Origin of the sequence: Subtercola vilae (genome assembly GCF_004923255.1) — a bacterium.
GTDB classification, from domain to species: Bacteria; Actinomycetota; Actinomycetes; order Actinomycetales; family Microbacteriaceae; genus Subtercola; species Subtercola vilae.
This window is the reverse complement of record NZ_QYRT01000023.1, coordinates 34,218-58,865: the sequence shown is the minus strand read 5'-3', so window position 1 is coordinate 58,865 and position 24,648 is coordinate 34,218. Positions and strand designations below refer to the sequence as shown.

The 24,648-nt window shown below is 65.0% G+C and carries 24 protein-coding genes; 15 read left to right on the top strand and 9 right to left on the bottom strand.

The window, feature by feature from the left end:
- Window positions 1-24 precede the first annotated feature (24 nt).
- Complete coding sequence (locus D4765_RS12240; RefSeq protein WP_136642581.1) at window positions 25-918, bottom strand: SDR family oxidoreductase; 894 nt, start codon at window positions 916-918, stop codon at window positions 25-27.
- A gap of 133 nt (window positions 919-1,051) precedes the next feature.
- Between D4765_RS12240 and D4765_RS12235 the strand changes: the two genes are divergently transcribed.
- Window positions 1,052-1,633: a TetR family transcriptional regulator gene (locus D4765_RS12235; protein ID WP_136642580.1), complete on the top strand. Its 582-nt coding sequence runs from the start codon at window positions 1,052-1,054 to the stop codon at window positions 1,631-1,633.
- Here D4765_RS12235 and D4765_RS12230 read toward each other — a convergent pair.
- Window positions 1,613-1,987 carry a hypothetical protein gene (locus D4765_RS12230; RefSeq protein WP_161580437.1) on the bottom strand — a complete coding sequence of 125 codons (375 nt, stop codon included), beginning with the start codon at window positions 1,985-1,987 and terminating at the stop codon, window positions 1,613-1,615. The two genes, D4765_RS12235 and D4765_RS12230, sit on opposite strands and share 21 nt — an antisense overlap.
- A gap of 114 nt (window positions 1,988-2,101) precedes the next feature.
- Between D4765_RS12230 and D4765_RS12225 the strand changes: the two genes are divergently transcribed.
- Both D4765_RS12225 and D4765_RS12220 read left to right on the top strand, forming a co-directional pair.
- The gene (locus tag D4765_RS12225) at window positions 2,102-3,484 is read left to right on the top strand and encodes a MoxR family ATPase (protein ID WP_136642589.1); all 1,383 of its coding nucleotides are present in this window, start codon (window positions 2,102-2,104) and stop codon (window positions 3,482-3,484) included.
- The gene (locus D4765_RS12220) at window positions 3,477-5,534 is read left to right on the top strand and encodes a vWA domain-containing protein (RefSeq protein WP_136642578.1); all 2,058 of its coding nucleotides are present in this window, start codon (window positions 3,477-3,479) and stop codon (window positions 5,532-5,534) included. Before D4765_RS12225 ends, D4765_RS12220 begins: the two co-directional genes overlap by 8 nt.
- A gap of 35 nt (window positions 5,535-5,569) precedes the next feature.
- Here D4765_RS12220 and D4765_RS12215 read toward each other — a convergent pair whose 3' ends face one another.
- From D4765_RS12215 to D4765_RS12195, 5 genes are read right to left on the bottom strand one after another with little or no spacing between them, the layout of a single operon-like run.
- Window positions 5,570-6,337 carry an SCO1664 family protein gene (locus tag D4765_RS12215; RefSeq protein WP_136642577.1) on the bottom strand — a complete coding sequence of 256 codons (768 nt, stop codon included), beginning with the start codon at window positions 6,335-6,337 and terminating at the stop codon, window positions 5,570-5,572.
- Window positions 6,337-6,894, bottom strand: a complete 558-nt coding sequence (locus D4765_RS12210; RefSeq protein ID WP_136642576.1) for a DUF3090 domain-containing protein — start codon at window positions 6,892-6,894, stop codon at window positions 6,337-6,339. Before D4765_RS12210 ends, D4765_RS12215 begins: the two co-directional genes overlap by 1 nt.
- 9 nt (window positions 6,895-6,903) lie before the next feature.
- A complete protein-coding gene (locus D4765_RS12205) occupies window positions 6,904-7,614 on the bottom strand; it encodes a histidine phosphatase family protein (protein WP_136642575.1) in 711 nt (236 codons plus the stop codon).
- A gap of 9 nt (window positions 7,615-7,623) precedes the next feature.
- The gene (locus D4765_RS12200; protein ID WP_136642574.1) at window positions 7,624-7,989 is read right to left on the bottom strand and encodes an MmcQ/YjbR family DNA-binding protein; all 366 of its coding nucleotides are present in this window, start codon (window positions 7,987-7,989) and stop codon (window positions 7,624-7,626) included.
- A 50-nt stretch (window positions 7,990-8,039) separates the two neighbouring features.
- Window positions 8,040-8,966 (bottom strand): DMT family transporter, encoded by a 927-nt coding sequence (locus D4765_RS12195; protein WP_136642573.1) that lies wholly within the window; start codon window positions 8,964-8,966, stop codon window positions 8,040-8,042.
- 69 nt (window positions 8,967-9,035) lie between these two features.
- On the opposite strand from D4765_RS12195, the gene D4765_RS12190 reads away from it, so the two are divergent.
- From D4765_RS12190 to D4765_RS12155, 8 genes are all read left to right on the top strand, one after another.
- A complete protein-coding gene (locus D4765_RS12190; RefSeq protein ID WP_136642572.1) occupies window positions 9,036-9,725 on the top strand; it encodes a hypothetical protein in 690 nt (229 codons plus the stop codon).
- 143 nt (window positions 9,726-9,868) lie between these two features.
- The gene (locus D4765_RS12185; RefSeq protein WP_136642571.1) at window positions 9,869-11,365 is read left to right on the top strand and encodes an ABC transporter permease; all 1,497 of its coding nucleotides are present in this window, start codon (window positions 9,869-9,871) and stop codon (window positions 11,363-11,365) included.
- 60 nt (window positions 11,366-11,425) lie between these two features.
- A complete protein-coding gene (locus D4765_RS12180) occupies window positions 11,426-12,109 on the top strand; it encodes an ABC transporter ATP-binding protein (RefSeq protein WP_136642570.1) in 684 nt (227 codons plus the stop codon).
- A gap of 27 nt (window positions 12,110-12,136) precedes the next feature.
- The gene (locus D4765_RS12175) at window positions 12,137-13,180 is read left to right on the top strand and encodes a LacI family DNA-binding transcriptional regulator (RefSeq protein WP_136642569.1); all 1,044 of its coding nucleotides are present in this window, start codon (window positions 12,137-12,139) and stop codon (window positions 13,178-13,180) included.
- A gap of 161 nt (window positions 13,181-13,341) precedes the next feature.
- Window positions 13,342-15,498, top strand: a complete 2,157-nt coding sequence (locus D4765_RS12170; protein ID WP_136642568.1) for a glycoside hydrolase family 36 protein — start codon at window positions 13,342-13,344, stop codon at window positions 15,496-15,498.
- A 90-nt stretch (window positions 15,499-15,588) separates the two neighbouring features.
- The gene (locus D4765_RS12165; RefSeq protein WP_136642567.1) at window positions 15,589-16,908 is read left to right on the top strand and encodes an ABC transporter substrate-binding protein; all 1,320 of its coding nucleotides are present in this window, start codon (window positions 15,589-15,591) and stop codon (window positions 16,906-16,908) included.
- Window positions 16,909-16,985: 77 nt separating this feature from the next.
- Entirely contained in the window at window positions 16,986-17,918 is a 933-nt protein-coding gene (locus tag D4765_RS12160) for a carbohydrate ABC transporter permease (protein ID WP_162849204.1), read from the top strand.
- Complete coding sequence (locus D4765_RS12155) at window positions 17,915-18,772, top strand: carbohydrate ABC transporter permease (RefSeq protein WP_201799307.1); 858 nt, start codon at window positions 17,915-17,917, stop codon at window positions 18,770-18,772. The genes D4765_RS12160 and D4765_RS12155 overlap by 4 nt, the downstream gene beginning before the upstream one ends.
- Window positions 18,773-18,817: 45 nt before the next feature.
- Here D4765_RS12155 and D4765_RS12150 read toward each other — a convergent pair whose 3' ends face one another.
- Window positions 18,818-19,837, bottom strand: a complete 1,020-nt coding sequence (locus D4765_RS12150; protein WP_136642566.1) for an aldo/keto reductase — start codon at window positions 19,835-19,837, stop codon at window positions 18,818-18,820.
- 122 nt (window positions 19,838-19,959) lie between these two features.
- Between D4765_RS12150 and D4765_RS12145 the strand changes: the two genes are divergently transcribed.
- A complete protein-coding gene (locus D4765_RS12145) occupies window positions 19,960-20,184 on the top strand; it encodes a maltokinase N-terminal cap-like domain-containing protein (RefSeq protein ID WP_136642565.1) in 225 nt (74 codons plus the stop codon).
- Between the two features lie 78 nt (window positions 20,185-20,262).
- Here D4765_RS12145 and D4765_RS12140 read toward each other — a convergent pair whose 3' ends face one another.
- Window positions 20,263-21,342 carry a LacI family DNA-binding transcriptional regulator gene (locus D4765_RS12140; protein ID WP_136642564.1) on the bottom strand — a complete coding sequence of 360 codons (1,080 nt, stop codon included), beginning with the start codon at window positions 21,340-21,342 and terminating at the stop codon, window positions 20,263-20,265.
- 162 nt (window positions 21,343-21,504) lie between these two features.
- On the opposite strand from D4765_RS12140, the gene D4765_RS12135 reads away from it, so the two are divergent.
- From D4765_RS12135 to D4765_RS12125, 3 genes are read left to right on the top strand one after another with little or no spacing between them, the layout of a single operon-like run.
- The gene (locus D4765_RS12135) at window positions 21,505-22,854 is read left to right on the top strand and encodes an ABC transporter substrate-binding protein (RefSeq protein WP_136642563.1); all 1,350 of its coding nucleotides are present in this window, start codon (window positions 21,505-21,507) and stop codon (window positions 22,852-22,854) included.
- Window positions 22,851-23,825: a carbohydrate ABC transporter permease gene (locus tag D4765_RS12130; RefSeq protein WP_136642562.1), complete on the top strand. Its 975-nt coding sequence runs from the start codon at window positions 22,851-22,853 to the stop codon at window positions 23,823-23,825. The genes D4765_RS12135 and D4765_RS12130 overlap by 4 nt, the downstream gene beginning before the upstream one ends.
- Window positions 23,822-24,646, top strand: coding sequence for a carbohydrate ABC transporter permease (locus tag D4765_RS12125; protein ID WP_136642561.1), 825 nt, complete (start codon window positions 23,822-23,824; stop codon window positions 24,644-24,646). Before D4765_RS12130 ends, D4765_RS12125 begins: the two co-directional genes overlap by 4 nt.
- Window positions 24,647-24,648: the final 2 nt, after the last annotated feature.

Here is a 24,648-nt window from a genome sequence, read left to right as displayed (position 1 = left end):
GGAGGGGGAGCGGCGGGTGACGGGCTACGCGAAGTACGAACCGGCGTCGAGGTCATCGACGAGGGTCGGGCCGGTGGGGGTCCAGCCGAGCAGCTGCTGGGTGAGCGCCGACGACGCGGGGATATCCATCGCGAAGAAGCCACCGATCATGCCGAGCTTCGCCGTGGCCTCGCCGGGGTCGATCGAGCGCACGGGCAGGTTCAACCCGCGCCCGATGGCCTCGGCGATGGTGCGGGTCGGGATGGCCTGCTCACCGATGGCGTGCAGCAGCGTGCCCGGGGCAGCCTTCTCGAGGCCCAGACGCACCACACGCGCGGCATCTGAACGGTGAACCGCCGGCCAGTTGTTCGCGCCATCGCCGACATAGCCCGAGAAGCCGTTGGCGCGCGCGGCGTCGACGATGAACTTCACGAAGCCCTGGTCGCCGGCCCCGTGCACGGTGGGCGCGAATCGCACGCTCACGGTACCGACACCCTGCTCGACGTACTCGAGGGCGCGGTTCTCGCTGCCGCCGCGGGGCGACTCGAGGCCGTGAAACGGCGACGCGTCGTTTTCGGTCAGTGCTCGGCCGGCGACGGCCCCGGCCACGCCGGAGGCGAGCAGAAACTTTCGGTTCGATCCGGCCAGCGCCTCGCCGATCGTCTCGACGGCCTCGCGCTCGGCCTTGTTCGACACGGCGGGGTTGGCCCAATCGTGTTTGTTCGCGAGGTGAATGGTGGCATCGGTCGATGAGGCACCCGACCGCAGCGCCTCGAGGTCGTCGAGGTCGCCGCGCAGCACTTCGGCGCCCTTCGCTTCGAGGGCTTCTGCCGAGGAGTCAGACCGGGCGAGCCCGAGAACCTGGTAGCCGTTCGCGAGCAGTTCGTCGGTGACGGCAGAGCCGATCCAGCCGGATGCCCCTGTGATGAAGACGCGCATGAGTGGTGCCCCTGTCTGCCCGCCGTTCGCCGGTCGGGCTCTCGATGTCAGAACCTGTCATCGGTTCCGAAAGCCACTCTAGTCCTCATGTCAGGTTCTGTCATCACCGGTTTCCGCCGGGTATGATCGACGCATGGCACGATGGGAACCCGCGGCGCGCGAGCGCCTGCAGAAGGCTGCCCTCGAGCTGTTCGTGGCGAACGGCTTCGACGAGACGACCGTCGCCGACATCGCGGCAGCGGTGGGGCTCACCGAGCGCACGTTCTACCGTTACTTCACCGACAAACGCGAGGTGCTCTTCGGCGGCCAGCAAGAATTTCGGCAGGGTTTCATCGACGGCGTCACTGCCGCGGCTCCGGATGCCCGGCCCCTCGATATCGTCGCAGCATCGGTTGCGGGGGTGTGCCGGGCATCGCACGTCTTCAACGAAGAACGTCGCCCGTATTCCCGCCTTCGCCAGAAGGTCATCGCCGCCCACCCCGAGCTGCAGGAGCGTGAGCTGCTGAAGATGGCATCGCTCGCGGGCGTTCTCGCGGCGGCCCTCCGCGAACGGGGTGTCACCGAGCCCGCCGCCTCACTCGCGGCCGAGTCGGGAGTGACCGTCTTTCGCCTCTCGTTCGAGCACTGGATCGCCGACGGATCGGTAGAGACCCTGAGCGAGATCGAGAGCGCGATGTTCGAGGTGCTGAGGGAGTTACCGGGCGGGCCCCAGTAGTATCGCGAGCAGTGCCGCCGCCCCGCCCACGATGAACATCATGGTGCCGAGCTGCATGGTGCGCGACTTGTTGCGGTCGGCCGTGGGTACGTCGACTTCGAGAATGGGGCACCCCGACCATCCGATCAGCCCCACACTCAGTGCCACAAGCGACGAAGCGACCCAGAACAGCAGCCGCACACCGCCCGTCAGCAGAGCAGGTCGCCAGCCCGAAGCGAGCAGCAGGCCGAGAACAACGGCGATCGAACCGACAGCGGCAGCGAACCACACTGTGCCGGTCTTCACGATGCGCTGAACGTTTTCTTCTGGAGACATCAGGTAGTGCTTTTCAACAGCCGTCTGTTGGGTGGTCACTGCTTCGGCTTTCTCTTGAGGCTTGTCGACAGGAGGCGAGTCGGCACTTGATGAAAGGTTGTACATACAAAATATATTCCGCCTCAGGCGTGCAGGCGTAGCATTGCGGAGGTGATGCGACCAGCCTTGACAACCGTCGGCGCCCTCCGTACAGGGGGGCATGTGCAGAAAACCCTGCGTGCAGAGATTCGTGACAACCTGCTCTCTGCGCTTCGCGAGGGGCGTGATCCGTGGCCGGGCCTGCACGGGTTCGAGTCGACAGTGATACCCCAGGTCGAGCGGGCCCTGATAGCAGGGCACGACATCGTGCTGCTGGGTGAGCGCGGCCAGGGCAAGACGCGGTTGCTCCGCACGATGGTGGGGCTGCTCGACGAGTGGTCGCCGGTGATCGATGGGTCTGAGCTCGGTGAACACCCGTACGAACCCATCACGAGCGAGAGCCGGCGCCGGGCATCCGAACTCGGCGATGACCTGCCGGTGGCCTGGCGCGCGCGGGAAGAGCGGTATTTCGAGAAGCTCGCGACGCCCGACACGAGCGTGGCCGACCTGATCGGCGATGTCGACCCGATGAAGGTCGCCGAGGGGCGGAGCCTGGGTGATCCCGAGACCATTCACTTCGGTCTCATTCCGCGCAGCCACCGGGGCATCGTGGCGATCAACGAGTTGCCCGACCTGGCCGAGCGCATTCAGGTCGCGATGCTGAATGTGATGGAGGAGCGCGACATTCAGATTCGCGGGTACGTGCTGCGACTGCCGCTCGACGTGCTCGTGATGGCCAGTGCGAACCCCGAAGACTATACGAACCGCGGGCGTATCATCACGCCGCTGAAAGACCGGTTCGGCGCAGAGATTCGCACGCACTACCCCACCGAGCTGGCCGACGAGATCGCAGTGATCCGGCAGGAGGCCGACCTGGTCGCCGAGGTTCCCGACTACCTCGTCGAGATTCTCGCCCGGTTCACTCGGGCGCTGCGGGGTTCGAGCGCCGTCGACCAGCGGAGCGGCGTGAGCGCGCGCTTCGCCATCGCGGGCGCCGAGACGGTGGCCGCGGCGGCCATTCACCGGGCCACGCGGCAGGGCGAGGAGCAGGCCGTGGCGCGGCCGATCGACCTCGAGACGGCTGTCGACGTGCTCGGCGGCAAGATCGAGTTCGAGTCGGGCGAAGAAGACCGGGCCGACGAGATTCTCGACCACCTGCTGCGAACGGCCACGGCCGAGACGGTCAGGGAGCACTTCAGGGGAATCGACTTCAGTGTGCTGGTCGATGCCCTCGAGAGCGGTGCCATGGTCACGACCGGCGAGCAGGTCGCCGCCCGCGACTTTCTGGCGGGCCTGCCGGCCCTCGGTGAGTCGGAGCTGTACGACGAGATCGCTGGGCGGCTGGGCGCGAGTACCGAGGGTGAACGGGCCGGCGCGATCGAGCTGGCGCTCGAGGGTCTGTACCTCTCCCGCAAGGTGAGCAAGGAGAGCGGCGGGGGAGAGGCCATCTATGGCTAGAACGAACCGGCGGCTGTCTCGGGCCACCCGTTATGCGAGGTACGCCGGGGGCCCCGATCCGCTGGCGGCGCCCGTCGACCTCACCGAGGCCCTCGATGCCATCGGCGAAGACGTCATGGCGGGCTACTCGCCCGAGCAGGCGATGCGCGAGTTCCTGCGTCGCGGGAGCAAAGACCGCGCCGGGCTCGACGACCTGGCCCGCCGGGTGGCGGAGCGCCGGCAGGAGCTCGCTCAGAAGCACAACCTCGACGGCACGCTGCAGGAGATCAAGCAGTTGCTCGATTCGGCCGTGCTCGCCGAGCGCAAGCAACTCGCCCGCGATGCAGGGCTCGACGAGGGCGATCGGGCCCTGGCCGAGATGCAGCTCGACAACCTGCCGGCGTCGCCTGCCGCCGCCGTGAGTGAACTGAACGGCTACGACTGGCAGAGCGGCGCTGCCCGGGCCGACTTCGAGAAGATCAAAGACCTGCTCGGCCGCGAGATGCTCGACCAGCGTTTCGCCGGCATGAAGAACGCGCTCGAGAACGCGACAGATGACGACCGCGCGGCCATCGCCGAGATGCTGAACGACCTCAACGCGCTGCTCGACGCCCACACTCGCGGCACAGACACCCCCGAGCAGTTCGACGAGTTCATGCAGAAGCACGCCGACTACTTTCCGGAGAACCCGCAGACGATCGACGAGCTGCTCGACACGCTCGCCCAGCGCGCCGCGGCGGCCCAGCGCATGCGCAACTCGATGACCCAGGAGCAGCGCGACGAGCTGGACGCCCTCGCCCAGCAGGCCTTCGGCAGCCCCGAGCTGATGCAGTCGCTCGCTCAGCTCGACGAGAACCTGCAGTCGCTCCGCCCGGGCGAGAACTGGGGTGGCTCCGAGCGAATGGAAGGTCAAGAGGGCCTCGGGCTCGGTGACGGCACCGGCGTCTTCCAAGACCTCGCCGATCTCGACGAGCTGTCTGAGCAGCTGTCGCAGTCGTACAACGGCTCGCGGCTCGACGATCTCGACCTCGACAAGCTCACACGCCAGCTCGGCGATCAGGCCACCGTCGACGCCCGCGCCCTGCAGCAGCTCGAGAAGGCGCTGCACGAGTCGGGCACCATGAAACGCGGGTCTGACGGGCAGTACAAGCTGACCCCGAAGGCCATGCGTGCGCTCGGGAAAGCACTGCTGCGCGACGTGGCCGAGAAGCTCTCGGGACGCCAGGGCAACCGCGACCTGCGGCAGGCTGGGGCTGCGGGCGACCGTTCCGGTGCGACCCGCGAGTGGGCGTTCGGCGACACTGAACCGTGGGATGTGACGCGTACGATCACGAACGCCCTCACTCGCACGGCGGGGGAGGGGCGACCGACAGGTTCGGGCATCCGCATAGAAATCGGTGACGTCGAGGTTCACGAGACCGAGGCGCGAACGCAGGCGTGTGTCGCGCTGCTCGTCGACACGTCGTTCTCGATGGCGATGGATGGTCGGTGGGTGCCCATGAAGCGCACCGCGCTTGCTCTGCACACGCTCATCACGAGCCGGTTCCGCGGCGACGAACTGCAGCTGATCGGATTCGGGCGGGCGGCAGAGGTGATGCAGATCGAGCAGCTCATCGGCCTCGATGCCATGTGGGAGAAGGGCACGAACCTGCACCACTCCCTGCTGCTCGCCAATCGTCATTTTCGTAAACATCCCACTGCGCAGCCGGTGCTGCTGATCGTCACCGACGGTGAGCCCACGTCGCACCTCGAACCGAACGGCGAGGTGTACTTCAACTACCCGCCCGACCCGGTGACCGTGGCGTATGCGGTGCGCGAGCTCGACAACTCGATGCGGCTCGGAGCGCACACCTCGTTCTTCAGGCTGGGCGACGACCCGGGCTTGGCCCGGTTCATCGACTCGATGGCCCGGCGGGTGGGCGGCACGGTCGTCGCGCCCGAAGCCGACGATCTCGGTGCGGCGGTGGTCGGTTCGTACCTCGGTTCACGCAAACCGGGCGGCGGTTTCGGTGCCGCCGGCAGCGGGTTCGATGAGCTGTTCGGCCGTTCGGACGGGCTCTGGGCGCGCTGAGCGTATCCGGCTCGGCTCGGGCGAACTGGGCCAGGTCAGAACAGTGGCCACGGCATCGCGGGCATCTGCCCCCGCGGCGCCGGAAACCGTGGGTTCGCGAGCAGCCGGTCGCACCGGCGGCCCAGAGCTAGCAACTCGACGGGGCTGATCAGCTCTGCGAGTCGTGCGCCGAGGTCACCGGCCAGACCCTCGCGCACCCGCTCGACCCCCGCGACCTCGTCAGGCTCGAGGTCGTCGCCCAGCCAGCCCCACAGCACCGTGCGCAGTTTGTGTTCGACGTGAAAAGTGAGGCCGTGGTCGACGCCGTGGCGGTGCCCGTCGGGCATCGCCAGAATGTGATACCCCTTGCGGTCGGCATTGTTCACGACGATGTCGAACACGGCCATGCGCCTGAGGGCGACTGAGTCTTCGTGAATGAGGGCAACGGGATGATCGTCTTCGTCTCGCCCCTCGAAGACGTGCCGCCACCCCACCTCTGGCACCGCGTCGAGTGCCACGAGGTCGACGGCCTCCTGCTCGGGGTCGGCCTCCTGCCACAGCTGAACCATGCCCTCACCGAACGGCCCGTCGCGCAGCCACGTGCGCGGCACCACGTTCCAGCCGAACGCCTCTGAGACGAGGTAGGCTGCCACCTCACGGTTCGCCAGGTTGCCGCTCGGGAAGTCCCAGAGCGGGCGCTCGCCGGAGATGGGCTTGTACACCACGTCGACATCGCCGAGCTGGGCGAGAAACGTTCCATTCGAGGCCGTCGTGATGCGATCGGTGATGTCGAGGGCACCGTCGAACACGTCGGCCTCGGGCATCAGACCTCGCCGGGAACCGGGCAGATGTGCCCGTCGCCGTCGATGGGATTGCCGCAGAGTGGGCAGAGTGGCCGGCCAGCCCCGACCACCTCGCGGGTGCGCTTCGCGAACGCCCGCGCGGTGCCGACGGGAATGCGAACCAGCAGCTTCTCGGCCGGCTCGTCGGTGTCGGGGTCGAAACCCTGGCCCTGATCGGTGTCGGTTTCGACCAGGGGGTATGCCTCGATGACGACCTGCGCGGTCGACGGATCCCAGCCGAGGCTCATCGCGCCGGTACGGAACTCCTGCTCGACCGGCTGGTCGAGCGGCTCATTGTCGACCAGTTCGATCGGGGTGATGGTGGGCACGCTGTAGGGGTTACCCTCGCCGGCCATCAGCTCATCGAGAATCTCGTCGATCTTCTCGGCGAGCAGCGCCGACTGCTCCTTCTCGAGGGCAACGCTGGCGATCTGGGCGCCGGTTCGCACCTGCAGGTAGAACGTGCGAGCGCCGGGGTGGCCGACAGTGCCGACGACGAGCCGGTCGGGCCAGGCGAACTCATGAACGATAGTGGGCATGAGAATATTTTATGCGCCAGAATCGCTGGATGGCGCCTCGTGGCCTGCTCCGCCGCCCACGTGCGCGTCGGTTGTCGCCGGGGTCGCCCGCAGCCACGAGAGGTCGCCCGAATCGGTGTTGGTGGCGATCACGTCGGGGCGGCTGGCCGAGTAACGCACGATCGAGACCGAGGCCGGCCCCACGTTGATGCGCTGAAAGAGGTCGAGGTGCATGCCGAGCGCGTCGGCGAGGATCGACTTGATGATGTCGCCGTGGCTCACGGCCACCCACACCGCGCCCGGCCCGTATTCGGCCTCAATGGCGGCGTCGTGGCGGCGGATCGCCGCCACCGAGCGGGCCTGCATAGCGGCCAGCGACTCGCCACCGGGAAAGACCGCGGCCGACGGCTGCGACTGCACCACAGACCAGAGTGGCTCTTTCGACAGCTCGCTGAGCGGCCTGCCCTGCCACTGCCCGTAGTCGCACTCGGTGATGCCGCGGTCGATGGGGGCCAGGGGCGAGCCGTTCTGGCGGTCGAGAATGAGCTTCGCCGTCTGGCGGCAGCGCTCCAGAGGGCTCGACACCACGGCCACCAACGGCACCGTGGCAAGTCGCTCGCCGGTGCGCTCGGCCTGGCCGACGCCCACCTTGTCAAGCCTGACCCCTGCGGTACGACCGGCCAGCACTCCGCTGGCGTTCGCTGTGGTGCGGCCGTGCCGCACGAGAATGACTGTAGCCATGACCCCAGCCTAGACAGGCCGCCCGGGCCGGCGATCACGGGGCAACGTCGCCACCACGATGTCGTACGAGTTGCCGATGAGGTCTTCGAGAAGCGTCTCGGTGGTCTCCTCGCCCGGGATGACCGAGATCCAGTGCCGCTTGTTCATGTGGTACCCCGGGGTGACGCTCGGGTGTTGCGCCACAAGCGCTTCGGCGTGCGGGGGTGCGCACTTGAGCGTCACGAGCGGCCGGTTGTCGCGGGATCCGACGATAGCGAACACCTTGCCCACGACCTTGAACACCTCGGTACCCTCGCCGAACGGTTGCCCCTGGGTGCTGGCGGGTAGTGCTGTGGCAATCTGCTCGGCCAGGAGGGTGAGTCGCAGTGCATCCATGCCTCAAGCATGCACCGGTGCCGGCCAGAACGGGAAGGGATGCTCTTCGCTCAAACGGGTGCGGCAATGGGCGACCGCCGGGCCAGCTGAATGACCCCGTACACCGCGAGGCCGCCGGCGATCACGAACACGATGCCTGCCCACCACGGGGCCGAGGCGGCCTCGCCGAGCACGATGATGCCGATCGTCACGCCCACCATGGGGTCGATGACGGTGAGCCCGGCCACCACGAGGTCGGGCGGCCCCGACGAGTAGGCCGTCTGAACGAAGTACGAACCGAACAGGGCTGCCACGATGACGCCGACGAGGCAGACGATGGTGAGGCCGTCACCGGCAACGAGGTGGAACCCATTGTTGATGATGGTGTGCACACGGTCGATCACGAGTTTCGCGAGGGTCGCCACGAAGCCGAACAGAATGCCGGCACCGAAGATGTAGAAGACGGTGTTCACGCGCTTACGAAAGAGCACGAAGGCCACGATGAGAAGGCTCACCACAACGGCCAGGATGATGAGCACGATGACGAGCTGGGTCGTGCCGATCGGAACAGAACTGGTGGTCAGCGCCGCCACGGTGACGAACAGCCCGATGCCGCCCACGCAGAACGCGATCGCGCGGATGGTCGACTTCGACAGCTTCTGCTTGTGTGTTCGAGCATTCACGATGGCGGTGATCACCAGGGCGAGCGCGCCCAGCGGCTGAACCACCGTGAGGGGGGCGAGAAAGAGGCTGGTCAGTTGGCAGACCACTGCGAGGCCGAGCATGAGGGTTCCGATGACCCATGAGGGGCGCCGCGCGAGCGCGAACAACTGCTGCACGTTCAGGCCGGTTCTGGCGCTGGTGGTGGTCGCGGCATCCACCTTGTTGACGCCGCGGTGTTGGAATTCTGTGCCGAGGGCGAGGAACACCGACCCCACCAGTGCGATGGGGATACCCAGCGACTGCATGGGCGACAGCGAGATCAGATCAACGGCCATGCTCAAACGTAACCGCTCGTACGCCGCCGCAGGCACACCGCCCCCCGACCTTGACACTCAGGTGCCGCTATGGGTAGTGGGGGCTACCCTGAGGTGGTGTTCTCGTTTCTGGCCGGGCCGCCCCGCTCCCCCCGTAACAGGGTGACCCGTGTGACGGTCGTGGGTGCCGCCCTCGCTGCGTTCGGGCTGGTGGCCCTCGTGTCGCTGGCGCCACCGCCCGTGACGCCGGCCGACGGCCACGTTCAGGCGAGCGCCGGCGGCAGCCTGCAGATCGTGCGGGTACCCGGCGACGCGTCGGGTGTCATCGTGACGCGCGACGACTACGCTTCGGCGTCTGCGGCCAAGAACCTCGCCGCCGGCACGACCAACCGCGACTGGGCAACGCTGGTGCTGGCGCTCGCCGGGTTTCCGCTCAGCGACACGAATATCACCGTGATGCTGCGCTGGATGCGCCAGGAGAACGGCACCGATGACTGGTGGAACCGCAACAACCCGCTCAACAACGGCTGGGGTTCGGGCGGCGGCAGCGGCTTCGGCAGCTACGACACCCTCGTGACCGCCGCCGCGAACTGCGCAGAAGCTCTGCACAGCGTCGGCGGGTACTCGGCGATCGTTGCCGGTTTCGCCGCCTCTGCCCCGACGAACGTCATCGAGCAGGCCATCTGGGCCTCCCCGTGGGCCTCGAGCCACTACGCGAACGGAGCGCACTGGTCGTACGTTGACGTGCCGATAGTGGCGTCACCCGCCGGCACCTGGTAGCTCTGCTCGGGCCGGTGGTTGCGGATGCCTGCTGCCGTGCATCCGGAGACCCGCGAGTTTGCATGCGTGGTTCATAGCACCGGCATGGTGAGCGCATAGAACTCCTTCGTAACGTCGGGTCAGACCCCACACGAAGGAGCCCCATGTTCGGCACGTACCTCAGGCGAGAGCTTGTCAATCGGCGAAAGCAGACCGTCATCATTTCGATCGGCATGGCGCTGGCCATTGGCCTGGTCATTCTGGTCAACTCGATCTCGGCGGGGGTGCAGGGCGCGCAGGCGTCGGTTCTGCAGTCGGTCTACGGGGTCGGCACCGACATTACGATCAGCCAGGCCGCTGTCGCACCCACGGCCGGAGCCGCGCCAGGGGCGTTCGCCTTCGGCTCGGGTTCTGGCGCGACGGCGGGCGGCACGACAACGCTGAACCAGTCGACGCTCACGACGAGTCGCACCGAGACGGTCTTCGATGCCACCCAGCTCGACACCGTGAGTGCCACGAGCGGCGTCTCTGCCGCAACGGCAACGCTGTCGCTCACGAACATGACGTTCAGCGGCCAGCTGCCCTCGCAGGCGACGGGCACATCGGGCACCACCGGTGGAGCGGGCGGGGCAGTGGGCGGCCAGGCCGGCTCCTCCACCACTCAGACGGCCCCGACCGGCGGCCCCGACGGTGCGGGCGGCAGCTCGTTCAGCGTCGACAACTTCACCGTTCTCGGGCTCGACCCCACCGGCGCCTCAGTGGGCCCCCTCTCAGCGGTGACCCTTGCCAGCGGTCGCCTGCTCACCGCGGCCGATGTGGGAACCGACAACGCCGTGCTCGACTCGAGCTACGCGACCTCGGCCTCGCTGGCCACGGGCGGCACCATCAGCATCGGAGGCACCACCTTCACCATCGTCGGCACCGTCTCGTCGTCGGGCTCTGACAGCGTCACGGCCTCGGACGTCTACATTCCCCTCGATGTCGCCCAGACCCTCTCGAGCAACGTGGGCAAGATCAGCAACATCTACGTGACCGCCTCCTCTTCGAGCGGTGTCGACCAGCTCGCCACCTCCCTGAAGAGCGCGCTTCCCACGGCAACCGTGAGCACGCAGGCCGACCTCGCCTCGACCGTCTCCGGCTCGCTCTCGACCGCCTCCTCGCTCGTCTCGAATCTCGGCACGTGGCTCTCGATCCTCGTGCTGGCCGCGGCGTTCCTGATCGCCATCCTGTTCACGATCTCTGGTGTCACCCGCCGAACGCGTGAATTCGGAACCCTCAAAGCCGTCGGCTGGAGCAATCGCCGCATCGTCAGCCAGGTCGCCGGAGAATCGGTGGTGCAAGGCCTGATCGGCGGTGCCATCGGCATCGTGGTGGGTCTGGTGGGAGTACTCGTCGTGAACATCATTGCTCCGACTCTCAGCGGGTCAGCCGCCGCGACCAGCGCAGCGACCGGCCCCGGCGGGGGTGGCGCAGGCGGCGGGTTCGGCGCCGCGGCGAAAGCCGTCGCGTCGACCACTGTGACGCTGCAAGCGCCGGTCACGCTCGGCATCATCCTGATCGCTGTCGGCCTCGCTGTGCTGGGCGGGCTGCTCGCCGGTGCGATCGGTGGCTGGCGTGCGGCCCGACTGCGGCCCGCCGAGGCTCTGCGTTCGGTCGGCTAGGGCCGGGCATCCGGCCACCGAGACCATCGACCCCACCACTGTGCGACTGAGGAGACAGACATGTACGAACTGAAGAACGTAACGAAGACCTACAACGCGTCGAAACGAAAGATCACGGCGCTCGACTCGGTGAATCTGAGCATTCCCGACGGCCAGATGGTTGCCATTCAGGGGCCCACCGGCGGCGGCAAGTCGACCCTGCTGCAGATGCTCGGCGCCCTCGACCGGCCGACCTCAGGCGAGGTGCAGCTGGGCTCGTCGATGCTCTCGAAGCTCGGCGACGGCAAACTGGCCGCCATCAGGGCAAAAGAGGTGGGGTTCGTCTTTCAGGGGTTCAACCTGATTCCCACACTCACTGCCCTCGAGAACGTCGAGACTGCCCTGGCGCCGCTGGGTGTCTCGGGTGCCGAGCGTCGGCAACGGTCTCAGGACGCCCTGGCCTCTGTGGGGCTCTCCGAACGGTTCGGCCACCTTCCGGCCGAGCTCTCGGGTGGGCAGCAGCAGCGGGTGGCCATCGCTCGCGCGCTGGTCAAGCGCCCCGACGTGCTGCTCGCCGACGAGCCGACCGGTGCCCTCGACGAAGACACCCGTGACGAGATCATGGAACTGCTCGAGAGCTTCTGGCGCGACCAAGGGCTCACGCTCATCATCGTGACGCACGACTCAGCGGTGGCTCGCCGGGCCGAGCGGCGCCTGCACATCAAGGGCGGCAAGGTCACCGAGTTGGCGGCCCAGCCGGCCTGACCACTGCGGGCTCACTAGACTCGGCCCATGGATCATCGGCCCCGCGAGCGCGTGCCCGTTCTCGCCGATGTGGCGCGGGTGGCCGGGGTTTCGGTGCCGACTGTTTCACGGGTGCTGACCGGGGCGACGCCGGTGAGCGACAAGACACGCAAGCGTGTTGACGACGCCATTCTCGAGCTCGGGTACCGGCCGAACGAGGCCGCCCGTGCGCTTGTACGGGGGCGGCAGTCGATGGTGGGAATCATCGCAGGCAACACGACGCGGTTCGGCTACGCTGCCACCATTCAGGGCATCGAAGAAGCGGCGCGCGCCGCCGGACTGCTGGTGGCGATCACGGTGGTGAACTCCGCTACCGAGGCTGACGTCAAGGCGGCGGTTGACCTGATGTTGGGGCAACCGCTCGCCGGGGTCATCGTTCTCGACTTTGATCTGCAGGGTGAGCGAGCGCTGTCGGCGCTGCCCGAGACGCTGCCGATTGCGGTGGTCACATCGACGAACGATGGGCGCGCCGCACGGCGCGTGCTGTTCGACGATCACAAGGGTGGTTACGAGGCCACCAAGTACCTTCTCTCGCTCGGTCATGAGACGGTTCACTATGTCGCAGTACCGAGTTCCGGTCGGCCGAGTGGGCGGCTCGTGGGCTGGCGAGAGGCGCTGCTCGAGGCGGGGCGAAAGGTGCCCGAGGTGGTGCTGGCCGACTGGTCGGCGCAGTCGGGCTTCGAGGCGGGCCTCATACTCGCCGGTCTCTCCGATGTGACAGCCGTTCTCTCGGGAAACGATGAGATCGCCTTCGGCGTGATGAAGGCGCTGCAACTGAACGGGTTGTCTGTGCCGGATGACGTGAGCGTGGTCGGCTTCGACGACCACCCCCATGCTGTGCTGTGGTCGCCGTCGCTCACCACGATGGCTCAGGATTTTGTACAGCTGGGCGCTTCGGCGCTGCATCTCCTTGTCGCTGAGCGTGAGGGCGCAGACGGGCCAGCCGACGCCTCGTCGCCCTCGCCGCATCTCATCGTGCGCGACAGCACGGCGCCGCCTCGGGCGGGCGGGGCCGGCCGCACTATTCATTAGCTCGTGTCGGGCATGGATCCACCCGATGTCACAGATTTGTAACAACCCATGAAAACGTTGATCAAATCAGGTAGCATCATGTTCAGCCGAAAATGATCAACGTTTTCATGGCGTGAACCACCGTCTCGGTCCCAGCCGACGGCCTGTGCAAAGGAGCCCTGATGGATACGTCTATTCGCCGAAACACTATTCGATGGAACACAGAGACGATCTCGATCGTGATCGACTTCAGCGACAGCGCGCCGGCCCGTATCTCTGAGATAGCGCTCGCCACGCGCCGAGCGGGCCTCGATGACCGTACGGTGGTCGAACGGTTGCAGCCTCTTGTCGAAGTCATGGTGCTCGGCGACGGCCACGCTCTCTCGAACACTCGCTTCAGCCACACCGGTGTTGGCGCGAGGCTGCGGTACCGCGAGCACTCAGTGTCGACAGCGGGCGACGGGCGCAATCGACTGTCGATCGTGCAGTTCGATGAACAGACGAATCTGGCGGTGACGAGTCTCTTTGAGGCATTCGATGGCGTCGCCGCCGTACAGACAAGCACCACCGTGACCAACGAGGGCGAGAACCCTCAGATCGTGCAGATGGTCAGCTCCTTCGCCACCGGCGCGTTTCTCGCCCGTGGTGAAAAGATGGCCGATGTCTCGCTGCTGCGCGGCCGGTCGGAATGGTGCGGAGAGAGCCGCTGGGCGTGGATTGAGCTCCACGGCCCTGACGGCCTGCCCGAAATCAACACGACTCTGCATGATCATGACGCTCGCGGAACGCTGACGACCGTCAGTAAGTCGACGTGGTCTTCCGGTGAATATCTGCCCACCGGGGTTCTTGAGAACAGAGAGACCGGGCGTGCGCTCGCGTGGCAGATCGAGCACAATGGGGCCTGGCGTTGGGAGGTCGACGGTCGTCGCGACGCGGAGAACGCAGTGTCGCTGGTCGTCTCGGGGCCGACAGACATCGACCATCAGTGGAATACCTCAATCGGTGCGGGCGGCCACTTCACCAGTGTTCCCGTCTCGTTTGCGGTGTCTGACGCCGGATACGAAGGCGCGATCGCGGGGTTGACAGCCCAGCGGCGTGCGATGCGACGCCGCAGCGTGCCAGATGCACACATGCCCGTCATCTTCAATGACTACATGAATGCCCTGATGGGCGATCCGACGACCGAGAAGCTGCTTCCCCTCATTGACGCGGCGGCCGCCGTCGGCGCCGAATACTTCTGCGTCGACGCGGGCTGGTACGACGACGGGGGCAACTGGTGGCCGAGTGTCGGCGAGTGGAAGCCCTCGACGGTGCGGTTTCCTGATGGCGGGCTCGAGAGGGTGCTTTCGTACATTCGGCAGAAGGGCATGCAGCCGGGGCTGTGGCTCGAGCCCGAAGTCGTGGGGGTCAAGAGTCCGATGGCCGGCGCTCTGCCTCCCGAGGCATTCATCCAGCGGTTCGGCGAACGAGTCGTGGAGCACGACCGGTACCTGCTCGACTTTCGGCACCCCGCCACTATTGCGCACCTCGACAGGGTTGTCGATCACCTCGTCATCGATGAGGGTGCACGCTATTTCAAACTCGACTACAACGTTACGCCGGGCTCGGGTACTGACCTCGATGCCCTGAGTGCCGGTGAGGGATTGCTCGATCACAATCGTGCGCACCTGGCCTGGCTCGACGGCATAATCGCGCGGCATCCGAATGTGATCTTCGAGAACTGTGCCTCGGGTGCCATGCGTATGGACTATGCCATGATGTCGCGGCTCGATCTCCAGTCCACGTCAGACCAGCAGGACTACCGGCTATACGCCACCATTGCGGCTGCCGCCCCTGCGTCGCTCGTTCCCGAGCAAGCCGCAAACTGGTCGTATCCGCAGCCGAACGAATCAGATGAAGCGATCGCCTTCAATATGGTGAACGGGCTCGCAGGCAGGCTGTATCTCTCGGGTTTTCTCGACGGTATGAATGAGCATCAACTCGCGTTGGTCTCGCATGGCGTCGACGTTCACAAGGACATCCGAGCCGACGTGGCAGCGAGCGAGCCGTTCTGGCCGCTTGGGCTGCCGGGTTGGTACGACGACACGGTCGTGCTGGGTCTGCGCTCGGCAGAGAACACCTATCTTGCCGTTTGGTCACGGGATGACGGTCAACAGAGCATCGAACTCACATTGCCCTCTCTTGCCGCGGCCGGAGAATCGATCGAAGTCAGCACCCTGTATCCCGTGACGTTGGGCGACTGGCATCCCACCTGGAACGCTGGTTCGTCGTTGCTCACCGTCACGCCAGCCAGCGCCGGGCCGTCGGCGCGCCTGTTTCGTCTGGCCGCACGGGCGTAAGCGACGACGCGTTCGAAGCTAACTCAAGACTGAATGCCCTCGGGCATTGACCGAAGCGAAAATCAATCAATGATGAGGAGAAACGCACAAATGATCGGTAAAAGACTGGTGATGGCGGCAGCTGTCGCCGCGACGAGCGCTCTACTGCTCGCTGGTTGTTCAGCAGCCAACCCTGGCAGTTCGAGCAGCAGCGCTGAAGTGACGTGGAATGACCCGACTGCCAAGCTCGATGGAGTGACGCTGACCTACTGGACAGCCACTCAGACGGCGACGATGGCCGACCAGGTCATCGGCGCTTTCGAGAAAGCGACCGGGGCGAAGATCAACAAGGTCATCATTCCCGACGTGTACGAAACGAACGCTCCGACGAAGATCGCTTCAGGGTCGAAGCCAGACCTCGCCACATGGCAGCCGACGGCAAGTGTGCTGGCGCTTCTGCAGCCGAAGACGGGCCTGCAAGATCTCAGCAGCGCCCCGTGGATGAAGAACCTCAGCGCCGGAGTTCAAAAGCTCGGCCAGGTCGACGGCAAGACGTATGCGGCATTCGTCAACACGCCTTCTGTCATCGGCATGTTCTACAACAAAGATGTCTTCGCCAAAGCCGGCATCACCACCATGCCGGCCGGCTTCGACGAACTGCTGGCCGATGCGAAGACCATCAAATCGTCGACAAGCGCGGCTCCTTTCTTCGGCGCGGTCGGCGACAGCTGGCCCACACAGTGGTGGCCGCAGGTTCTTCTGGCCGAAGACGCACAGAAGGGGCTGTGGGACAACGTGAACTCGGGCAAAGACACGTTCTCCGGCCCCACAATCCAGAGCGCCATCACCGAGTACAAGAGCATTGTCGATGCCGGGCTGTTCAACTCCGACAATCTCACCTCGACCTACAACGAGTCAGGCCCCGCACTTCTGAACGGTGATGCCGCGATGGTTCTGCAGATCAGTTCGTTCACGTCACTTCTGCAGTCGACGGCCGACACCGCCACGATCAACTCGAAGATCGGCTGGTTTCCCATCTCGAAAGCGGGCAACGTCGGTACCATCATCCCCGGCGGTGACAGCGCACTCGTTGCGCCGAAGACCGGAGATGCCACGAAAGAAGCCGCCGCTCGCCAGTTTCTGAGATTCTGGATGGAGACCGACTACAAGAGCTACATCGATCAGGCTAACCAGATCTCGATCGAGCCCAGTGTGGCCACGCCCGACGGCGTGCCCCAGGTTGCCCTCGACGCGTCGAAGGCGCTCGACAACTCCGTCGGTTCAATGCAGCAGCTGGCTGTGGTCAACCCTGACTTCTACGTCTTTCTCGCCGACATGGTGCACGGTACCAAGACGCCCGAAGACGTTGGCAAGCTGACCCAGGCGCAGTTCACCCAGCTTGCCAAAGCACTGGGAATCGCGGGCTTCTAGCGTCACAGGTGGGGCCGCTCGGGTCATCCAGCGGCCCCACCCATCTTTTCACCCACTCCAGAGGAAGACGAAGCACCATGGCTTACCCCATCGTCGAGACACCCCGCCAACTCCAGCGGAACAGACTGCGCACCTCAAGGCGACGCCAGACCACGACGCACCCCGCGTGGTTTCTGCTGCCCGCGTTCGCGGTGCTCGGAGTGTTCTTTTTTCTTCCCACCATCTTCAACTTCATCTACGCCTTCACCGACTGGTCGGCCTTCAAGAACGAAATCAATTTCATTGGTTTCGACAACTTCAGCAGTCTGCTGTCTGACGGATCGCTGTTCTCCGCCCTGCGGGTGACGCTGATCTATGCGGCGCTGGTGGGCATCTTGCAGAATCTGTTCGGTCTGGGCCTGGCTGTGTTGTTTGAGCGCGACACCCGGATCAACCGGTTTGCGCGCGTGATCTTCTTCATTCCGGTTCTCATGTCGGCCCTCGCCGTGGGCTACATCTTTCAGGCACTGTTGAAGCCATCGGGTGCCGTCAACGGCATCCTCGAGTTCTTCACGGGGCAGCACGTCGACATCGCCTGGCTCGGCGACACGACGTGGACCCTGTTGGTGGTCGCCTTCGTCAACTCGTGGAAGTGGATGGGTTTGGCGATGATCATCTTTCTCGCCGGGCTGAAGACGGTGCCCGAAGACGTACTCGAGGCAGCAAAGATGGACGGCGCGGGGCCGTGGAAGACCTTCTTCAGAGTCAAATTTCCTCTTCTCGCTCCCGCTGTGACTTTCAACTTCGCAACCGCCCTGCTCGGATCGCTCAACGGGTTCGACACCGTACAGGCGACCACCGGTGGGGGGCCCGCGCAGACCACCGAAGTGCTCAACATCTACATCTTCCAGATCTTCGGATACGGGCTGTACGCGCAGGCCACAACGATGAGCCTCGTGCTCTTCTTCCTGGTTCTGGTTCTTGCGTTTCCCGTTGTCGGCTACCTGCGCAGAAGAGAGAACGTACTGTGATCACCGCCGTAGTTTCTTACAAACGCCACAAGAACCTCTGGGTGCGATTCGTTCAGCCCGTCGTTGTCATCGCGCTCTGCGTCATCGCCGTGGGTATTCCGCTCTGGCTCGCGCTCATCACCTCTGCGAAGAGCCAGGGGGAGGCGAACCTGCCTGACCTGTCGTTGCCCACATCGTGGCACATCGTCGACAACTACGTGCAGGCCTTCACCGACGGCGAAGTGTGGCGGGGGCTGCTCGGCAGCCTCTTGGTGATGGTTCCCTCGGTCATTGGCGTGATTCTGTTCGGCTCGCTTGCGGCCTGGATTCTGGCGCGTCGATCAAGCCGATGGGCATCCGTTCTCTACGCCGCAGCGATCAGTGGGCTCATTCTGCCCCCGGCGGTAGTCACGATCGTTCTGCTGCTGCGCCAGCTCGGGCTGGCCAGCAGCCCCGCGGGCATGATTTTCGTCTACATGGGTATGTACATGTCGATCGTCATCTTCTTCATCACGGGCTTCGTGCGAACGATTCCCATCGAGCTCGAAGAGGCTGCGCGCATCGACGGTGCGAAGCCCCTGAAGATCTTCTTCACGATCATCTTGCCCCTGCTGAGGCCAGTGATCGCCACGGCCACGATCCTGGTCTGCCTGTACATCTGGAACGACGTCTTCTACTCGTTCTTCGTGCTGGGTGGCGGGTCAACCACGACGCTGCAGCTGAATCTCTTCCAGATCGCGTCGAGCAACCTTTACCAGAACAACTGGAACCTCATTTTCGCGTACGTCGTGATCTCGAGCCTGCCGTTGCTGATCGTGTTCATCTTCGCTCAGCGTCGCATCATCTCCGGCATCACCGGGGGCGCGGTGAAGTAGTGTTGGTCGCGCTTTCTCCGACACCCCCGGCTCAGCGGCGCCGGCTCAGCGGCGACGAAGCGACGCGTCGAGCAGGGCCGGTGGGGTGTCGACTTTCTCGTCGGGCGCCAGGTCGAGGCCGGGGGCGACGATCTGGTCGATGGCGTCGAGAACATCGCCCGAGAGCACCGTGTCAGCCCCGGCCAGTTGCGAGGTGAGGTGCTCGAGGGTGCGCGGGCCGATGATGGCGCTGGTGACGGCCGGATGCGCGGTGACGAAACCGAGGGCGAGCTCGATCAGGGTGAGACCCGCCTCGTCTGCGACGACCACCAGTTTCTCAACGGCGTCGAGTTTGGCGCGGTTCGCGGCAATCGCGGTGTCGAATCGCTGGGGCATCAGCGTCGAACGGCTCGTGGTGACCTCTTTGCCCTCGCGGATGGCGCCCGACAGCCAGCCCGATGCCAGAGGGCTCCAGGCCAGCACGCCGAGGCCGTACTCTTCGGCCACAGGGAGCACGTGGCTCTCGATGCGGCGCTGCAGAATGGAGTAGCTGGGCTGCTCGGTGACATAGCGCCCGAGGTGGTTCTCGCGCGACGCCCACTGCGCCTCGACGATGCGGTAGGCAGGAAAGGTGGAGGAGCCGAAGTAGCGGATCTTGCCCGATCTCTGCAGATCGGTGAGGGCCGAGAGGGTCTCTTCGTCGCTGGTCGTGGCGTCCCAGCGGTGCACCTGGTAGAGGTCGACGTGGTCGACGCCGAGCCGCCTCAGGCTGTTCTCGAGCTCAGTGATGATCCAGCGGCGCGAGCTGCCCCGGTGGTTTCGATCCTCGCCCATCGGGCCCCATACCTTGGTGGCCAGCACAATGTCATCGCGGCGACCGGCGATGGCCTTGCCCACGAGTTCTTCAGACTCACCGCCGCTGTACATGTCTGCGGTGTCGATGAAGTTGATGCCGCCCTCGAGCGCGGCGTCGACGATGGCGCTGACGTCGTCTTGGGTGGTGCGCCCGAGGGTGCCGAAGTTCATCGCGCCGAGTACGAGGGAGCTGACCGAGACGCCGGTGCGCCCGAGAGTGCGGTATTGCATGGAGACCTTCTTCTGTGAGGGGAAGTGATCGTGAAACGGATCGCCGTTCCGCAACTATACGGAACAATGCTCCGATTGACAAGTAGTGCGCCCCGGCGACGGGCCGTTTGGGTGAGCGGGCCATGGGCATCGAGACGGTTATCGTTCGGGCTGGCGGTGGGCCTGTGATGCAGATTCCGGTCACGTACCGCTCGGCGCCCCTCGGTGACGCCGAGCGGTGGTTCATTGGCACCATGCAGCACTCGGTTCTGGGCACGCGATGGGTGTACGACGGTCTCGGCGACCCCGTCTACGGCGAGCTCGTCTTTCGGGCAGACCCTTGCGTGGCTTGGGCTCGACTGAGCTGAGTCTCTCGCCTCACTTGCGTCGAGCATCCGTTGTGCGACCGGCTGCGGCGCATGGTGCGACTCGATGGCGTGGTTCGCTCAGTCGGAATCGTACGCAGCCAGACGTTCTGAAGCGAGCTGCATGAGAGGTGAACGGCGCTCGCCCTCGACGATGGAAGCGCGTTTCACGACGGGCATCTTGATGAGGCGTTCACCCGGCGTCGCATCGGAGAGGAGCAGTTCGACTGCCGCGCGCCCCATCGCCTCGTGCGGCAGTCCGACCGTCGTGAGTCCAGGCCGGAGGTAGGCGGCCAGTTCGTCGTTGTCGAACGATGCGATCGAAATGTCGCGGCCGACGGTCAGACCGCGTTCCTGGCAGGCCTGGTAGGCGCCGAAAGCGAGGCGGTCGTTCATGCAGAGGAGGGCTCGGATATCGTCTCGCCGGTCGAGCAGCGAGGCAGCGAGTCTGTACCCGTCCTCGGGTTCCCACTCCCAGCACGACTCCTCGGCAACGAACCGCAGGCCGAAGTCGGCCAGTTCTGAACGCAGACCCTGCACCCGGCGCGCGACCGTTGCAGAGCGGAACAGGTCGCCCTCGACGTCATCGCTCTGGCCGATCAGTGCGATGTCGTCGGTGTGGCCGGCTGCGACCAGAAGGTCGACGGCTCGGCGCCCGCCCTGCTCTTCGTCGGGCAGAACGGAGAGTCCGAATTGTGCGCTCGTTGCGTTGAGGATGACCACACGGGTCGAGTCGGGAATGGGGGGTACGAAAAGTTCTCGCGCCCGCATTGTCGCGAAGATGATGCCATCGACCTGGCGATCGAGTACGGCGCCCACAGCTTCGACCTCGCGGTCGACGTCATCGCCGGTCTCGACGACGAGCAAGAGGTGGCCGGCAGTCTGCGCCTGCTCGAGGGCGCCACGAATGAGTCCGCTCGCGAAGCGGGTGGTGGCAACGACGTCGGAGATGAAACCGATGGTGAGAGATCGGTCGGTACGCAGTGCGCGGGCTCCCATGTTGGGCCGGTAGCCGAGTTGAGCCACTGCGTCGTGCACCCGGCGATGGGCGTCGGCCGAGAATCGGGTGTTGGGTTTGCCGTTGAGGATGAGTGACGCGGTGGTGGGAGAGAGGCCCGCCAGGCGCGCGACATCGGCCAGTGTTGCCCTTTTCGAAGCCACGGCGCCCCTTTCGGCTCTAGCGTAACCGCTGGTGGGAAGACCCCACGCACGAAGTCCTTGACAGGGTGATCGCTTTAAGTGACTATATTCCTAATCGAGGTAAATGCTTTTACCTATCGACCTGAACGCATTCCCAGCGCACCACGACAAAGGAGTCACAGCATGAAGATCAACAAGCGCGCCAGTCGCGCACTCGCGGTCACGGCAGGGGTCGCAGCAGCGCTTCTCGCCGTGACGGGTTGTGCACCCGGTAACAACACCGTTGCTGCTCAACCAACGGGCACTGTGAGCACGGCCGCCCCGACGAGCGACATCACGATCAAGATCATGGATGAGACCGGCTTTCCCGTCACATCCAATCTGACCGACGAGTTCACGAAGCAGTACCCGAACGTGAAATTCGACATCACCCGCGACAGCTTCCAGAACCTGCTAGCCAACACCCCTCGCCTGCTCGCGGGCGCAGATGCTCCTGACCTCATTCGTCAGTCGACCATCGGCACCACGGTGAAAGACGGACTGCTCACCAACCTCGACCCCTACTTCAACGCGTACGGGTGGAACAAGTTCTCTGCTGGCCAGCTTGCGGGCGGCCGCATCACTGCCGACGGCGTGCGCGGTGAGGGTTCGCTCTATCAATTCGGTATCGGCTTCAGCGTCACCGGCCTCTACATGAACAAGACCATCGCCGGGCAGGTTGGAATCACGGGGATGCCCGCCACGGTCGACGAGCTCGAAGCAGACCTCGCCAAGGCGAAGGCCGCGGGCGTACTGCCTATTCAGACCGGCATGCAAGACGGCGTCGGCACCTTCGTGCTGCAGGCTCTCATCAACCAGTACGGCGACAAGCAGAAACTCATCGACTGGATGTTCAACAAGCCGGGCGCGACGATCAACACGGATGCCGCGCTACAGGGTGCAACGAAGTTTCAGGACTGGGCCAAGGCAGGTTACCTCCCGCCCGACGTCAACGCCATCAACTACACGACGATGGTCTCGAACTTCACCTCGGGCCAGGGCCTGTTCATGTGGGACGGCAACTGGGATGCCGCCAACGTCGACAAGGGCCTCGGTACCGGCAATGCGGAATTCGTGCTGATGCCCCCGGCCACCGCCGGCGGCAAGCACGTTGCGATGGGTGCAGGAAACACCTTCACCATTCCGGCCAAGTCGAAGAACGCCGACGCAACCGCCTTCTTCCTGAACTGGATCGCGACCAACGACAAGGCCCGCCAGATTGTGGTCGACGTCACAGGGTCCTCGCCCGGTGGCGACCCGACAGCGGCTCTGCCCACCGTGGCGTCAGGAAGCCTGATTGAGGCTGCCCTGGCCAACTCGGCGAAGGTCGCTGCAGATGACGGCTTCGTCGACTTCATGGCCAACTCGACAGCGGGCATCTACCAGGGCTCGCTGCAGCCCAACGAGCAGCTGCTGCTGACCGACAAGATGACGCCGGCCGACTTTCTGACCGCGACGCAGGCGTTCTATGAGAAAGACCTCGCCGCAAAGTGACCACCACACCCCACACTGGCCCGGCTGAGACGAGGGCCATTGCCTTCGCCCCAGCCGGGCCGGCGGCCCCGGCGATCGCGCCGCGCCGCCGTAGCCGCTCCGCCAGGCGCATCGCGATGGTGGGCTGGCTGATGGTGCTTCCCGCCCTGCTGGCATACCTCGCCTTTGTGGTCTACCCGCTTCTCACCGCCGTGCAGTATTCGTTCTACAACTGGAACGGGATCGGGGCCTCGACCTGGGCCGGCTTCGACAATTACAGTGCGATCTTCACCGACCCCACCCTTCTCACCCCGATCTTCAACGCCCTCATTCTGATCATCTTCTTCACGATCATTCCGATCGTCGTCGGGCTCGTGCTGGCGAACCTCCTCCGCACGATGCGACAGGGGCCGTTCGCGGCGGTCTCGCGCACGATCCTGTTTCTTCCACAGATCGTTCCGCTCGTCGCGGCCGGTATCGCATGGTCATGGATGTATGCCCAGGCGGGCACGATCAACACGATCCTGAACGCGGTTGGTCTCGGCTTTCTCTCCCGTTCCTGGCTCGCCGATTTCGATACGGCCCTGCCAGCAGTCGGCCTCATCGGGTCGTGGGTGCTGACCGGTCTCTGCACAGTGCTGCTGTTGACCGGCATGGGTAAGATCGACGGTTCGCTCTACGAGGCGGTGCGTCTCGACGGCGCGGGCTGGTTCCGTGAATTCTTCACCATCACGCTGCCAGGCCTGCGGCAGGAGGTCGCCGTACTGACCACCATCACGGTGATCGCCGCCCTCGGCACGTTCGACATCATCTACACCACCACCAAGGGTGGCCCGGGTACGACGACGCTCGTCCCCGGCATCGCGATCTTTCGGCTCGCCTTCGTGCAGAGCCAGGTCGGCCTTGCATCCGCGTTCGGCGTTGTGCTTCTGATCTTCGTGCTCATCGTCGTACTCCCCATTCAGCGCCTGTCGAGGGAGCGAGACTCATGATCGTCAACCGCACCGAACTCGTCGTCGGCAGAATCCTCCTGATCGCAGTCGTACTGCTCACCCTGTTGCCCTTCGCCAGCATGCTGACGGCGGCGCTTCAGTCGCCCGACCGCATACCGAACGGTTTCGCCTGGCCGACTGACCCGCACTGGGAGAACTTCGTCACCGCGTTCCAGCTCGGCAACATTGCCACGCTCATGCTCTCGAGCATCTTCATCGTGATTGTCGTCGTTCCCGTCGCCCTGCTTTTCGCGACGCTCGCGGGCTACGCGCTCGGCAACCTGCGCATTCCGGGTGGCCGGGCCGTGCTGATCGGTATGGTGATCGGCTTGACCATTCCGTTCGAGGCCATCATCATTCCGCTCTACTATCAGTTCACCTCGTACGGCCTGATCAACACCCAGTGGGCGATCATCCTGCCCCTGATCGGGCTCTACATGCCGTTCAGTGTGTTCTGGATGCGCGCGCATTTCATCGGCGTACCACGAGAACTCTCAGAGGCGGCCCGTGTCGACGGGGCCAACATCTGGCAGGAGTTCCGTCGCATTCAGCTGCCCTTGGCTTCTCCGGCGCTCTCTGCGCTCGCGATTCTGCTCTTCCTGTGGACGTGGAACCAGTTCCTCCTCCCACTGGTGATGGTCTCCGACCCCAGCAAACGCACGATGGCGGGCGCCCTCGGTGCGTTCCAGGGCCAGTACATCGACACCCTGCCACTGCTGTTCGCCGCGTCGCTCATCGTGATGCTGCCCACGGTAGCTGTGTACCTCGTCTTTCAACGCCAGTTCATCAAGGCGTTGCTCCAGGGCGCAGTGAAAGGCTGACC